The organism is Pseudomonas sp. 1D4, assembly GCF_001728925.1.
Taxonomy (GTDB): domain Bacteria; phylum Pseudomonadota; class Gammaproteobacteria; order Pseudomonadales; family Pseudomonadaceae; genus Metapseudomonas; species Metapseudomonas otitidis.
This window is the reverse complement of record NZ_LXJQ01000027.1, coordinates 1-12,726: the sequence shown is the minus strand read 5'-3', so window position 1 is coordinate 12,726 and position 12,726 is coordinate 1. Positions and strand designations below refer to the sequence as shown.

General features: G+C 63.5%; 11 protein-coding genes. 6 read left to right on the top strand and 5 right to left on the bottom strand.

What is annotated here, in order from left to right:
- Positions 1-52 precede the first annotated feature (52 nt).
- From A7D27_RS15035 to pyrF, 4 genes are all read left to right on the top strand, one after another.
- Positions 53-1,114: an AI-2E family transporter gene (locus A7D27_RS15035; RefSeq protein ID WP_069565347.1), complete on the top strand. Its 1,062-nt coding sequence runs from the start codon at positions 53-55 to the stop codon at positions 1,112-1,114.
- 148 nt (positions 1,115-1,262) lie between these two features.
- Complete coding sequence (locus A7D27_RS15030) at positions 1,263-2,804, top strand: YdgA family protein (protein WP_069565346.1); 1,542 nt, start codon at positions 1,263-1,265, stop codon at positions 2,802-2,804.
- A 147-nt stretch (positions 2,805-2,951) separates the two neighbouring features.
- Positions 2,952-3,689, top strand: coding sequence for a ZIP family metal transporter (locus A7D27_RS15025; RefSeq protein ID WP_069561900.1), 738 nt, complete (start codon positions 2,952-2,954; stop codon positions 3,687-3,689).
- Between the two features lie 81 nt (positions 3,690-3,770).
- Positions 3,771-4,469: an orotidine-5'-phosphate decarboxylase gene (gene pyrF / locus A7D27_RS15020; RefSeq protein ID WP_069561899.1), complete on the top strand. Its 699-nt coding sequence runs from the start codon at positions 3,771-3,773 to the stop codon at positions 4,467-4,469.
- Positions 4,470-4,538: 69 nt separating this feature from the next.
- Here the strand turns inward: pyrF and A7D27_RS15015 are convergent, their stop codons facing one another.
- Both A7D27_RS15015 and A7D27_RS15010 read right to left on the bottom strand, forming a co-directional pair.
- Positions 4,539-5,900, bottom strand: a complete 1,362-nt coding sequence (locus tag A7D27_RS15015; RefSeq protein WP_044400391.1) for a class II 3-deoxy-7-phosphoheptulonate synthase — start codon at positions 5,898-5,900, stop codon at positions 4,539-4,541.
- 65 nt (positions 5,901-5,965) lie between these two features.
- Positions 5,966-7,276, bottom strand: coding sequence for an NAD(P)/FAD-dependent oxidoreductase (locus tag A7D27_RS15010; RefSeq protein WP_069565345.1), 1,311 nt, complete (start codon positions 7,274-7,276; stop codon positions 5,966-5,968).
- Between the two features lie 157 nt (positions 7,277-7,433).
- On the opposite strand from A7D27_RS15010, the gene A7D27_RS15005 reads away from it, so the two are divergent.
- Positions 7,434-8,180: a spermidine synthase gene (locus tag A7D27_RS15005; protein ID WP_069561896.1), complete on the top strand. Its 747-nt coding sequence runs from the start codon at positions 7,434-7,436 to the stop codon at positions 8,178-8,180.
- Between the two features lie 124 nt (positions 8,181-8,304).
- A complete protein-coding gene (gene tpx / locus A7D27_RS15000; RefSeq protein WP_069561895.1) occupies positions 8,305-8,802 on the top strand; it encodes a thiol peroxidase in 498 nt (165 codons plus the stop codon).
- A 162-nt stretch (positions 8,803-8,964) separates the two neighbouring features.
- On the opposite strand, the gene A7D27_RS27240 is transcribed toward tpx, so the two are convergent.
- The 3 genes from A7D27_RS27240 to A7D27_RS14985 all read right to left on the bottom strand — a co-directional run.
- Positions 8,965-10,401: a DUF6531 domain-containing protein gene (locus A7D27_RS27240; RefSeq protein ID WP_170832298.1), complete on the bottom strand. Its 1,437-nt coding sequence runs from the start codon at positions 10,399-10,401 to the stop codon at positions 8,965-8,967.
- A gap of 454 nt (positions 10,402-10,855) precedes the next feature.
- Positions 10,856-11,260, bottom strand: a complete 405-nt coding sequence (locus A7D27_RS14990; RefSeq protein ID WP_069561894.1) for a hypothetical protein — start codon at positions 11,258-11,260, stop codon at positions 10,856-10,858.
- Positions 11,261-11,989: 729 nt separating this feature from the next.
- On the bottom strand, positions 11,990-12,726 hold a 737-nt coding region (locus A7D27_RS14985; protein WP_305884670.1), incomplete at its 5' end, for an RHS repeat-associated core domain-containing protein.

Genomic DNA, 12,726 nt, shown 5'->3' with positions numbered 1-12,726 from the left:
TTCGTTCGTGGCGCCGACTCGGCGCCGCGCGCGCGTCAATCGGAGTGACTTCATGCTGAACAACGACCGCCTGCTGGTGCAGATCCTCCTGCTCACCTTGCTGGCTGCGTGCATCTGGGTGCTGGCGCCGTTCTGGTCGGCGCTGTTTTGGGCCGCCGTGCTGGCCTTCGCCAGCTGGCCGCTGATGCGCCTGCTGACCCGGCTGCTGAACGGCCGCACCGCCACGGCCGCCGCGATCCTCAGTGCCGGCTGGATGGTGCTGGTGGCGGTGCCGCTGGTGTGGCTGGGTTTCAACCTGGCGGACCACGTGCGCGACGCCACCGAATTCGTCAAGAACGTACAGGTCGAGGGCCTGCCCCGGCCGCCCGAGTGGTTGGGTGAGCTGCCCATGGTGGGCGACCGCCTGGTGGCCCTGTGGGCGCGGGTGGACGAGCAGGGTGCGGCCTTTTTCAGCAGCCTCAAGCCCTACATGGGGCAGGCCGGCAACTGGCTGCTGGCGCGCAGCGCGCAGATCGGCGGTGGCATGCTGGAACTGGCCCTGAGCCTGGTGCTGGTGTTCTTCTTCTACCGCGACGGCCCGCGCATGGCGCTGTTCGCCGAGCAGGCCCTGGGGCGGTTGATCGGCGACCGCGCCCCGCACTATCTGGAACTGGTGGCAGGCACGGTACAGCGGGTGGTCAATGGCGTGATCGGCACCGCCGCTGCCCAGGGCCTGCTGGCGCTGATCGGCTTCTGGATCGCCGGTGTACCCGGGGCCATCGTGCTGGGCCTGGTGACCTTCGCCCTCAGCCTCATCCCCATGGGCCCGCCGCTGGTGTGGGTGCCGGCCGCCGCCTGGCTGTTCTGGCACGGCGAGTACGGCTACGGCGTGTTCCTGGCGATCTGGGGTTTCTTCGTCATCAGCGGCGTGGACAACGTGCTCAAACCCTACCTGATCAGCCGGGGCGGCAACCTGCCACTGGTGGTGGTGCTGCTGGGGGTGTTCGGCGGCATCCTGGCGTTCGGCTTCATGGGCCTGTTCCTCGGGCCGACTCTGCTGGCCGTGGCTTACAGCCTGATCTCCGACTGGATCAGCGCGCCCCCGCTCCGCCCTGAGCGGGACCCCGAGAGCTGAGCACCACCTCACAGAATCGTGGTGAAGCAACCTTGAAAGCGGCACAAAGTGATAGCCTTGTGCCGCTTTTTTCCGCCCCGCTGGTCAGTGGCACCGCTTGCGGATGCAGGGAAGCAGCCCCACTACAAGGATCATCCGCGAGTCGACCATGAAGAAATCCGCAGGAATCGTAATTGGCGCGGCCGTTGCCGTTGCCGTCGTCAGCACCGCAGGCGCCTGGTACACCGGCAAACAACTGCCCAGCGAGCTGGACACCTCCATCAAGGAAGCCAACGCCCAGCTACAGCAGGCTTCGTTGTCCCTGGGCGTCAACACCCGTGCCGAGCTGGTCTCCCTGGAGCAGGGGCTGTTCAGCAGCACCGCACGGTATCGCCTGGTCATCGGCGAGTCCGAGCTGCTGTTCGTCGATCACATCGACCACGGCCCCTTCCCGCTGAATCGCCTCAAGCGCTTCGAACTGGCGCCGGTGATGGCCGCCAGCACCTATGAGCTGGCGCCGAGCCCGCTGGTGCAGGGCTGGTTCGACGCCGCCAAGGGTGCCTCGCCGCTGGTCGGCAGTGCCGCCATCGGCTACGACCGTTCCGTTTCCGGCAGCCTCGAACTCAAGCCGCTGGACACCCAGCTCGACGAGAAGACCCACCTGGCCTTCTCCGGCCTGCGCCTGGACCTGCGCAGCAGCGCCGATGGCGAGCGTGTGGCCGCCGTGGGCAGCATGGACAGCCTGCGCTTCGACTCCACCTCGGATTCCGGCCAGCCGGTGCAGGTGGAAGTGAAGGGTTTGAGCCTGGACAGCGACCAGTCCCGTACCGAGTCTGGCCTGTATGTCGGCAAGAGCGACATGGTGTTGAAGACCACCCGCATCCTCATCGACGGCGAGCCGACGGTGACCCTGGATGACCTGTCCCAGCGCCAGGACACCCGCGCCAACGGCAGCAAGATCGAAGGCAGCCAGACCTTCGCCGCCGGTTTTCGCTACAAGGACAAGCCGGTGGGCAGCACCGAGATGGTGTGGAGCGTGAAGAACATCGACGCCGTCGCGCTCAAGTCCCTCTTAGAGCTGTACGCCAGTGTGGTGGAACAGACCGGCGCCGAGCCTAACCTGGACGCCCTCGACGAGGCCCAGCAGAAGCAGGCCCAGGCCGACCTGGAGCGCATCCTCGATGCCAAGCCGGCCATCGCCCTGGACAAACTCAGCTTCAAGACCGCCAACGGCGAGAGTCGCCTGAGCCTGGGCGTGCAACTGGCCAAGCCCAGCTCCTTCGAGCAATCGCCTGACCAGGTGGCCCGCGAGATCGTCACTAGCCTGGACATGGAGCTGAGCCTGTCCAAGCCGATGATCAGCGATATCGTCAGCCTGAAAGCCGCGCTGGATGGCGAGGAAGACCAGGAGCTGATCGCTCAGCAGGCCTCCATGACCACCGAGATGGCCAGCGGCATGCTGCTGTCCACCAACCTGGTGGCGCTGGAAGGCGAGACCATCCGTTCCAGCCTGCACTACGCCGACGGCCAGGTGGACTTCAACGGCAAGAAGATGACCGTGGAAGAGTTCGCCGGCATGGCCATGGCCATGGCAGGCGGCCTGGGCGGTGCCCTGGGTGCCCAGCCCGAGATGGGCGGCATGGAAGGCATGGAGGAAGGCATGGAAGGTATGGGTGAAGGCGAGGCCGAAGAGGCCGCTCCGAAGCAGTAACCCGCACTGCACTGCCAGAAGGCCGGCTCCCGAAAGGGGCCGGCCTTTTTTGTCGCCGGCTCAGGCCGCCGTGGGCTGCTTTCCTGCGGCGGATGGGGTAGTTATGGGCGCCTCGCGCGTTGCCGCACTCCGATAGAAGGACGATCCATGGAGCTTTCAACCACCCTGCTCGCCGGCTTCTGGGGCTGGCTCGCCGCCAGCAGTCTGTTGCTGGGCGCCGCTATTGGCTATTGGATGACCCTGCCGCGAAAGGTGACGGCGTCGATCATGGCCTATGGCAGCGGGGTGCTCATCGCCGCCCTGTGCTTCGGGCAGATTCCCGAGGCCGAGCGCCTGGGCGGGCTGGGTGCGACCCTGGGCGGGATGGTGGCCGGGGGCGTGCTGTTCGTCCTGGCCAGCCAGTGGCTGGACCGCTGGGAGGCACATCATCGCGCCCGCAGCGGCGGCGCCAGTTCCATGGCGGCGCTGTTGATCGCGGTGGGGGCCTTCCTCGACGGCATTCCCGAATCCCTCGGCCTCGGGCTGGGCCTGCTGGATGGCGGGCAGGTCAGCCTGCTGATGTTGGTGGCGATCTTCCTCTCGAACCTGCCGGAGGGCCTGGCCAGTGCCGCCGGACTGCGCGAGGAGCGGCGTAGCGCCGGGTTCGTGTTCGGCCTGTGGGGCAGCATCGTGCTGCTGTCGGGCCTGGCGGCCATGGCCGGGCCGGGGCTGATGGGCGACCTGCCGCCGGTCTGGCTCGGCTTCGCCCTGGCGTTCTCCGCTGGTGCGGTGCTCTGCATGCTGGTGGACACGCTGATCCCGGAAGCCTTCGAGAGCACCCACGCCTGGACCGGGCTGATCACCCTGGCCGGTTTCATGACTGCCTTCGCCCTCGACCACCTCTAGCGGGCTGCGATCACCGGGGCAGCGGTGCGCGTGGGCTTCCGCTACAATGCGCGCCGTTTTGACTTGCCAGAGAGCCCGCCCATGTCCGCCTGCCAGACGCCCATCATCGTTGCCCTCGATTTCCCCACCCGCGAAGCCGCGTTGAAGCTGGCCGACCAGCTCGACCCGAAACTGTGCCGGGTGAAGGTGGGCAAGGAGCTGTTCACCAGCTGCGCTTCGGACATCGTCGCCACCCTGCGCGAGCGCGGCTTCGAGGTGTTCCTCGACCTCAAGTTCCACGACATCCCCAACACCACCGCCATGGCCGTCAAGGCGGCAGCCGAGATGGGCGTTTGGATGGTCAACGTGCACTGCTCCGGCGGCCTGCGCATGATGGCGGCCTGCCGCGAGACCCTGGACAAATTCAATGGCCCGACCCCGCTGCTGATCGGCGTCACCGTGCTGACCAGCATGGAGCGCGAGGACCTGGCCGGCATCGGCCTGGACATCGAGCCCCAGGAGCAGGTGCTGCGCCTGGCGGCCCTGGCGCAGAAGGCCGGCATGGACGGCCTGGTCTGCTCGGCACAGGAGGCACCCGCCCTCAAGGCGGCGCACCCGTCGCTGCAACTGGTCACCCCCGGCATCCGCCCAGCGGGCAGCGCCCAGGACGACCAGCGTCGCATCCTCACCCCGCGCCAGGCGCTGGACGCCGGTTCCGACTACCTGGTGATCGGCCGCCCCATCAGCCAGGCCGCCGACCCGGCCCAGGCCCTGGCCGCCGTGGTGGCCGAGCTGGCGTGAGCCGGCGCGAGGCGCTGATGTGAAAAAGCCCGGCTCAGGCCGGGCTTTTTCATGGGCGACTGCCAGCCGTTACCGCCTGATTTGCTTCAGCGTCTCGGCGATGAGGAAGGCCAGTTCCAGGGACTGGTCGGCGTTCAGGCGCGGGTCGCAGTGGGTGTGGTAGCGGTCAGAGAGGCCGTCTTCTGTGATCGGGCGGGCGCCGCCGATGCACTCGGTGACGTTCTGCCCGGTCATCTCGATGTGGATGCCGCCGGCATGGCTGCCTTCGGCCTGGTGCACCTGGAAGAACTGCTTGACCTCGGAAAGGATGATGGCGAAGTCGCGGGTCTTGTAGCCGCTGGAGGCCTTGATGGTGTTGCCGTGCATCGGGTCCGAGCTCCACAGCACCTTGCGGCCTTCGGCCTGCACGGTGCGGATCAGCCGCGGCAGGTGCTCGCCGACCTTCTCGGCACCCATGCGCACGATGAGGTTGAGGCGGCCCGGGTCGTTGTCCGGGTTGAGGATGTCGATCAGGCGGATCAGGTCTTCGCTCGGCATGCTCGGGCCGACCTTGACGCCGATGGGGTTGCCGACGCCGCGCAGGAACTCGACATGGGCGCCGTCCAGCTGGCGGGTGCGGTCGCCGATCCAGAGCATGTGGGCGGAGCAGTCGTACCAGCCGCCGGTGAGGCTGTCGCGGCGCACGAAGGCCTGCTCGTAGTTCAGCAGCAGCGCTTCGTGGGCGGTGAAGAAGCTCGCCTCACGCAGTTGCGGTGCGCTGTCCAGGCCGCAGGCGCGCATGAAGGCGAGGGTCTCGTCGATGCGGTCGGCGAGCTGGCTGTACTTCTCCGTCAGCGCCGAGTTGGCGATGAAGTCGAGGTTCCACTGGTGCACCTGATGCACATCGGCGAAGCCGCCCTGGGCGAAGGCGCGCAGCAGGTTCAGGCTGGCGGTGGACTGGTGGTAGGCCTGCAGCAGGCGTTCCGGGTCGGGGATGCGGCTGGCTTCGTCGAAGCCGATGCCGTTGACGATGTCGCCCCGGTAGGCGGGCAGGGTGACGCCGCCGATGGTCTCGTCATTGGCCGAGCGCGGCTTGGCGAACTGGCCGGCCATGCGCCCCACCTTCACCACCGGGCAGCCGGCGGCGAAGGTCATGACGATGGCCATCTGCAGCAGCACCTTGAAGGTGTCGCGGATCTTCGCGGCGGAGAACTCGGCGAAGCTCTCGGCGCAGTCGCCACCCTGCAGCAGGAAGGCGCGCCCTTCGGTGACCTCGGCGAACTGCCGGCGCAGTTCGCGGGCCTCGCCGGCGAACACCAGCGGCGGGTAGCTGGCCAGGGTCTGCTCGACCTGGGCCAGGCGGGCGGCATCGGGGTAGACGGGTTGTTGCAGGATGGGCCGGGTTCTCCAGCTGTCCGGGCTCCAGGGGGCGTGGCGCGAGGTGTCGTTCATCGAGGGCTCGAAAGGGGCGGGTGGGGCGATGGCGAATGGTAACCGAAAGCCCCGCCGGCCCGCGATCAGGCCGGGGCGTCCGCCAGGTCGCGGCGCAGGGCGTCGATGTGCTGGCGCAGGGCGGCGCGGTAGCTGTCCTTGTGTACGTAGTAGGCCATGCGCGCCAGGGGCAGGTAGGCGTAGCCGCCGTCCACGCGCTGGCCGGCCCGCTCGGCCTTGGTCCGGGCCAGGTGTTCGGCGGAGGCGGCACCGGCCTGGCGCTGGCGGATGAACAGCGCCACCAGCTCGGCCTGCTCCGCGCGGCCCTGCCAGCCCAGGCCGGAGGCCTCGACCATGCCGAGCATGAACAGGTTGTCGTGCCGGGGATGGAAGATGTTCAGGTACAGCGCCGGCGCGTCGGCGTCCTCGCGCCAGTTCAGCGCGTCGCGGGTGATGAAGGGGTAGTCCAGGCGGTAGCCGGTGGCTTGCAGGATGAGGTCGTATTCGCCTCGCTGGCCGTCGCTGAAGGTGACGCCGTGGCCTTCGACCGCCTGCACGTCGGGGCGCGCACGGATGTCGCCATGGCCGAGGTGGTGCAGCACCAGGGCGTTCACCACCGGGTGTGCCTCGTAGAGCCGGTAGTCCGGGTCGGGCAGGCCGTAGTCCGAGGGCTTGCCGATCAGGGCGCGCACCAGGGCGGCGTCGAGGCGCTGCTTGAGCGGGCGCGGCAGCTTCACTGCGCCGCCGAAGGTGTCGATGGGCCGGCCGAGCAGGAATTTGGGCAGGAAGTAGTAGCCCCGGCGTACCGAGAGGTCCACCGAGCGGGCGCGGTGCACCGCGTCCACGGCGATGTCGCAGGCCGAGTTGCCGCAGCCGATCACCAGCACGCGCTTGCCTTCGAATACCGCCGCCGAGCGGTACTGCGCCGAGTGCAGTTGCTCGCCGGCGAAGTGGCCCGGCAGCGGCGGCTGGTTGGGGGTGTGCAGGGTGCCGCTGGCGATCAGCACCCCGTCCACCGCCCACTCCCGTGCCTGGCCCGCCTGGCGGGTGAGGATGCGCCAGCCTTCGCCCTGTGGCTCGATGTGTTCCACCGTGGCGCCGAACTGGTAGTGCCCATGCAGGCCGAAGTGCCGTGCGTAGTCGTGGAAGTAGCGGCGCATCTCGCGGTGGTGCGGGTAGGGCGCCACGTCGTCGGCCATGGGGAATTCGCTGAACTCGGTGGTGCGCTTCGAGGAGATCAGGTGCGCCGATTCGTAGAGCGTGCTGTGGGGGTTGTCGATGTCCCAGAGCCCGCCGACGTCCTGGTGCTGCTCGAAGCCGACGAAGGGAATGCCGTGGCGTTGCAGTTGGCGGGCCGCGCTCAGGCCGGCGGGGCCGGCGCCGATGATGGCGTACATGGGGAAAGCACCTCTTGGCTGGTATTCTTCTCGGGCTTTTTTGCCGGGCCTTGGCCTGGACGGATTATGGCGAGGTGCGTGCACTTCGCTTCAATGGCAAACGGCGCCGTTGTGGCGCGACCCTGGTGCGAATTGTCACGGGGCGTGGGGAGAGGGGATGCGCGAGGAGCGATTGCTCGCCGAGGTGCACGATGCCTTCGGCGTGATCCGGGTACTGGAAGTGGGCGACTACCGCTTCCTCGAATTCGGCGAGGCGGTGGAGCAGAGCTGTGTCTTCACCGCCGACCCTAGCTGGCTGGAGTACGACTACACCCGCGCCATGCTGGTGGGGGCGCTGTGCCACGAGGCGCCGGAGAGCGCGCTGTTCCTCGGCCTGGGCGCCGGCACCCTGACCCAGGCGTGCATGAAGTTCCTGCCGCTGGACGACGTGGAGGTGGTGGAGCTGCGCCCGGACGTGCCGCGCCTGGCCATGGAGTACCTGGGGCTGGACGACGACCCGCGGCTGACGGTGCGGATCGGCGATGCCCTGGAGCTGCTGCCGACGACCGAGACGGCCGACCTGATCTTCGTCGATCTCTACACCGACACTGGCCCGGGCGTCGGCCACCTGGCCTGGCGCTTTCTGGAGGACTGCCAGCAGCGCCTCAACCCGGGCGGCTGGCTGGTGATCAACCAGTGGGCCGGCGACGATGGCCGCCCGTTGGGGGCGGCCCTGCTGCGCGGGCTGTTCCACCGTCATTACTGGGAGTGCCCGGTGAAGGAGGGCAACGTGGTGCTGATCATCCCGGCCGACCTGGACCAGCGCCTCGACCAGGCGGCCCTTCGTGCCCGCGCCGAAGCCCTGGCACCGCGCCTGGGCTACTCCCTGCAACCGCTGCTGGACGTGCTCCGCGAGGCCACCTGAGCCGCGCGGGAGCCAGTGCCATGGCCGTGGGTGATCGAAAGTCTGACTTGCCGGTCGGAATTCATTATCCTGCGGCCTCCAACTTGCTGTGCCGTACAACCCATCACTAAGAAGGACAATCCAAATGGCTCAAGTAACCCTCAAGGGCAACCCGGTTTCCGTCGACGGCCAACTGCCGGCCAAGGGCGCCCAGGCGCCGGCGTTCAGCCTGGTTGGCAGCAACCTGGCCGACGTGACCCTGGCCAGCCTGGCCGGCAAGCGCAAGGTGCTGAACATCTTCCCGAGCGTGGACACCCCGACCTGCGCCACCTCCGTGCGCACGTTCAACGCCGAAGCCAGCAAGCTGGCCAACACCGTGGTGCTGTGCATCTCCGCTGACCTGCCGTTCGCCCAGAGCCGCTTCTGCGGTGCCGAAGGCCTGGAGAACGTGATCAACCTGTCCACCATGCGCGGCGCCCAGTTCCTCAAGGACTACGGCGTGGCCATCTCCAGCGGCCCCCTGGCCGGCGTCGCCGCCCGTGCCGTGGTGGTGCTGGACGAGAACGACAAGGTGCTGCACAGCGAGCTGGTCGCCGAGATCGCCGACGAGCCGAACTACGCGGCTGCCATCGCCGCCCTCTGAGCGAGCGGTGAATGAAGAAGGGAGGCCTGGGGCCTCCCTTTTTTGTGGGTGCTAACGACGGCTATTGGGCTTCACCACCCTCTCGTCTGCACTGCCGGCGTTCGGCACGCACAGGTGCAGGTGAGTTCAGCGCTATGCGCGCCGCTTGCCTTGCACCGTTGCTCAGTTGGTGACGCGCCTGAGGAGGTGGCCTTGGGCGTCATATTCGTAGATCACCGTCTGATTGCCCTCAGTCACCTTGGTCGGCAGGGGGAGGGTAGGGTGCCACTCGGTCAGGACGATTCGTTGCTCTGGCTTGCCGAGGGCTTCCGTCAACTGGGTAACCAGCCCGCGGTCGTTGTACGCATAGGCCGTGACATTACCCTGCCAGTCGGTTTTGGTCTTGGTCAGGCCGTTGTCGTAATAGGTGTAACTCTGGTTGGCAGCCAGGCAGGACGTGGAGGCTTGGCCTGCAACCGAGACCAGGCGACGCGCCCCACCGACTGTGGCGTAGATGTAGACATCCTGCTTGCCCAGCGGGTTGGTGACGGTGGTGGTATCGGCGGTGAATGCGAAGGTCGTCTTGTCGGTACCGGCGTGACTGCTCTCGATAGCTCGGCCCTGTGCGTCATAACGCCAAGTGGCGTAGCGAACTCCGCGCTCATCGGTAATGCCGGTCAGCGCATAGGGGTAGCGGGTGTCTTCGTAGTGGTACTGACGGGCGGTGGTACTGCCGGAAGCCAGCGTGCGGGTTACGCCTGTCAGATTGCCGTGCGCGTCATAGGCGTACTTAATCTTCTCGCCATTACCCGCTAGCGTCTGCAGCAGGTTGCCTGTGTAGGCCAGTGTAAGTTGATGGCCGAAATCGTCACGCACCGACGCAAGATTGCCTGCGACATCATAGTCGAGCCACTGCGAGAGTCCGGAAGGACTGATCACCTGTATCAACTGTCCCGCCGGTGCAAATACGTAACGGGTATTGGACGCGTCCAGATAGTGGTAGGAGGTCACGGCTCCCATGCCATCCCGCACCTTGGTCAGTGACGACGGAGACGGATAGGTGCTCTGGCCTTCTCGGGTGAATCCCATTCGGCTGCCGTCCGGGAATAACACACTGGCTGAGCCGTCATTATTGGCGGCGAGGAAATAACTGAAGTTGTTCGACCACTGTTTCTGGCCGGCTACAGGCACGTTGTTTGCGAAATCGGTGGCCGGTTCGAGGGGTGTCCAGGCTGCGGCTGGCCCGAAGTAGTCAGCGGGTTGGGTGTAGCGGGTCCATTTGGCTTTTTCAGCGGACGTCAGATCAGCAATCACCGCTGCCGTCACGGCTCCCCTGGCTTCAGGAGCAGATTGGCTGCGGTAGGTCCTCTGGAACATCAAGGGAAAGGCTGAATCGATACTAATGTCTGGCGCCTCCTGCTGTATTTTCTCTCCGGAATTGATAGCAATCGGATTACTTCGGCATTGCTTCAACTCGGGCGTCACTGTTTCGACTGGCTGACATTGTCCGGTCGTGGTGTCGAAGATGTTGCCGGGTGGGCAATAGGTGACGCACTCTCCATTCTTCTCGACATAAGGACTTGAGCATGTGCGGCAGGCCAGATTGGCTACCTCGGACACTTTTCTGGGTATGTTGCCTTCCAGTCCCGATGGGGAGCGAATCCAAAGCACTTGGCAGCTTAGCCCGCTCGCAGTCATTTGTACGCGAGATGGCCAAGGGTAGTAACCGCAGAGGTGATGAGAACCCATCTGAGCAACACATGAAGACTCCAGGTTGGCGTGATACCTCCCACTGGCCCTGCATGAGTCACTGAATTGCTGAATCTGCTGTGAAGAACAAATGGCCTGCGGTGTCCCAGAGACTGCAGGTTTGTATATCAGTGTGCAGAAACATAGGAAAATAATTTTTAATATTAACTGGCTCCGTGTCACTGTTAACTCCTTTTGATTTCGGGGGCTATCTAAGGTTTATTTCAAGCTTTTGGCTTGGTTGTCGTTTATGAGGTGTGGTGCAATTATCGATCGTGATTGTTTGCGGCTGGGTTTCTGTGCTGTTCTGTGTTCGCGGAAAGAGTTATCCAGGAAAAGAGAGGTTGTGCAGAGGGGCTTCAGTGATCTCGATGGCTCTAAAGTTTGAGACTCTAATTCTTGTGGTTTCGGACATGCAGGGCATGTAGGTGTAGATGTAACCGCCGTCCACTGCGCGGATCAGGAGGTCGGCTTGAGGCAATATTTCCTCGTATTGGCTTTTGTGGGAGATGGTCATTGGTGCGCTGGAAAAGTAGATGTCCATCCATTCCACTGCGACGGCCTTGCGGAGAAGTTCTAGAAATTTCGTTGTCTTGAAGTGAGGGTGATTCGTGTCGATCAGGAGTTCGCTCAATATTGGCCCCTCCACCAAATCCAGATACACATATTTTTCTCTCATGCTGAACCGGAAATTCTCCGTGAACTCAGCGAGCATCACGCCATCAAGCATGGGGGTTCTATATATCGATTGGGTCCAGATGTCTTTCGTGTGATTCATGAGCCTGAAACGCCTTGTGGAAGTCAGGTCTGTGGAATTATCTTCAAGGCTTTTCTGGGTCTTTAGGAAAGGAACGCAGCTGAGCAATACATTGATAATCTGCTCGGTTGGTTAATCTTCTGTTCAGGGATAATCAAGTCCCACCCCGTATCTGGGAGTTCGTAGCGCATTGCCATGTGGGCCTCCAGCCAATCATGGTGGCGATTCTACCTGTGCCGACTTTTCGTACAGAACCTGGCAGGAAAAATCCAAGCAAATATATTCATTGCAACCAAGCCGCGAGAGCCAGATAGATTAATAGGATACCCACCGACGCAACCGTAAGCATTCAGCCCCTATCCAACCCAATCAGATCACTTTCCACATACCGCCCCGTCTCCGGATCGCAATCCCTGAAGTAGTTGTAAGCAGCCTGCCGCGAAAACTAATTCTCATAAGTAGTGCAGCGATCCTCGTTGCTAGAACATAGCCATATTGAGTATCTAGCCCATAGCTTTCTGTATGGATTCTCCACATTAATCTCTCTCATGACAGGCATTACTTGGTTGTGAAGCACACCCAGCCAGAAAGATGGTGTTTTATTATTGGCTAACGCCAATGGCAAGACAGCAAACGGCAGGGAGAGAATGACTATTAAAACCGCCAGCATGATAGCAGTGACTATAGCTGTATTTTTTTTGTTCACCGGCTATTTTCCTTGAATTTTTTATCAATGTTATCAAGCAGAACAGGATCGTAGTTGAAGTATCGATCCCAAAAATTCTCCGTATCCACTGTGAATTTTGATGCTGGCCCTGCGTTTGTTGTGACATCACCACTTGGTGCAACTATTTGCCTCACCTCATAACCATAACAAATGTCGCCTTGACTTAGATTTTGTGATCCACCAAGTATGCCCGTAGACGTATTCCCTCCAGACGTGCAGGTGTACTTGCACTGCTTATTTCCATTTTCGTCATAACCACAACCAAAGTCTTCAGGCATGCATACGGCTTCAACAAGCCCATAAGGATCAATTCGGGTCAACGGATTTCCTCGAACATACCCGTATGTATTCAACCCCCCATTCAATCCAATCGGGTCACTCTCGACATAACGCCCGGTCTCCGGGTCGTAATCCCTGAAGTAGTTGTAATACAGCCCACTGTGCGCATCGGCGATCTGTCCGGGGAAGCGCAGGATCACGTCAATGGTGCTGCCGTGGGTCTTGGGTTGCCCGATGCCAAAGGCATCGCTCTGCCAGCTCCACACCAAGTTGCCGCTCTGGTTGGTGGCCAGGCGGGGGGTGTTGAGGTGGTCGCTGTGCAGGTAGGTGAGGGTGGTGCTGTCGACAACGGTGCCGGCGAAGTTGTAGGCAAGGTCGATCTGGGCGATGGGCAGGTCATCGAGCCAGACGTAGTAGCTGGCTTTGCTCTTTA

What these genes read in the sequence shown, in the direction of transcription:
- A7D27_RS15035 (WP_069565347.1), top strand. Translation starts at nt 53, where the DNA reads ATGCTGAACAACGACCGCCTGCTGGTGCAGATCCTCCTGCTCACCTTG.
- A7D27_RS15030 (WP_069565346.1), top strand. Translation starts at nt 1,263, where the DNA reads ATGAAGAAATCCGCAGGAATCGTAATTGGCGCGGCCGTTGCCGTTGCC.
- A7D27_RS15025 (WP_069561900.1), top strand. Translation starts at nt 2,952, where the DNA reads ATGGAGCTTTCAACCACCCTGCTCGCCGGCTTCTGGGGCTGGCTCGCC.
- pyrF (WP_069561899.1), top strand. Translation starts at nt 3,771, where the DNA reads ATGTCCGCCTGCCAGACGCCCATCATCGTTGCCCTCGATTTCCCCACC.
- A7D27_RS15015 (WP_044400391.1), bottom strand. Translation starts at nt 5,900, where the DNA reads ATGAACGACACCTCGCGCCACGCCCCCTGGAGCCCGGACAGCTGGAGA.
- A7D27_RS15010 (WP_069565345.1), bottom strand. Translation starts at nt 7,276, where the DNA reads ATGTACGCCATCATCGGCGCCGGCCCCGCCGGCCTGAGCGCGGCCCGC.
- A7D27_RS15005 (WP_069561896.1), top strand. Translation starts at nt 7,434, where the DNA reads ATGCGCGAGGAGCGATTGCTCGCCGAGGTGCACGATGCCTTCGGCGTG.
- tpx (WP_069561895.1), top strand. Translation starts at nt 8,305, where the DNA reads ATGGCTCAAGTAACCCTCAAGGGCAACCCGGTTTCCGTCGACGGCCAA.
- A7D27_RS14990 (WP_069561894.1), bottom strand. Translation starts at nt 11,260, where the DNA reads ATGCTTGATGGCGTGATGCTCGCTGAGTTCACGGAGAATTTCCGGTTC.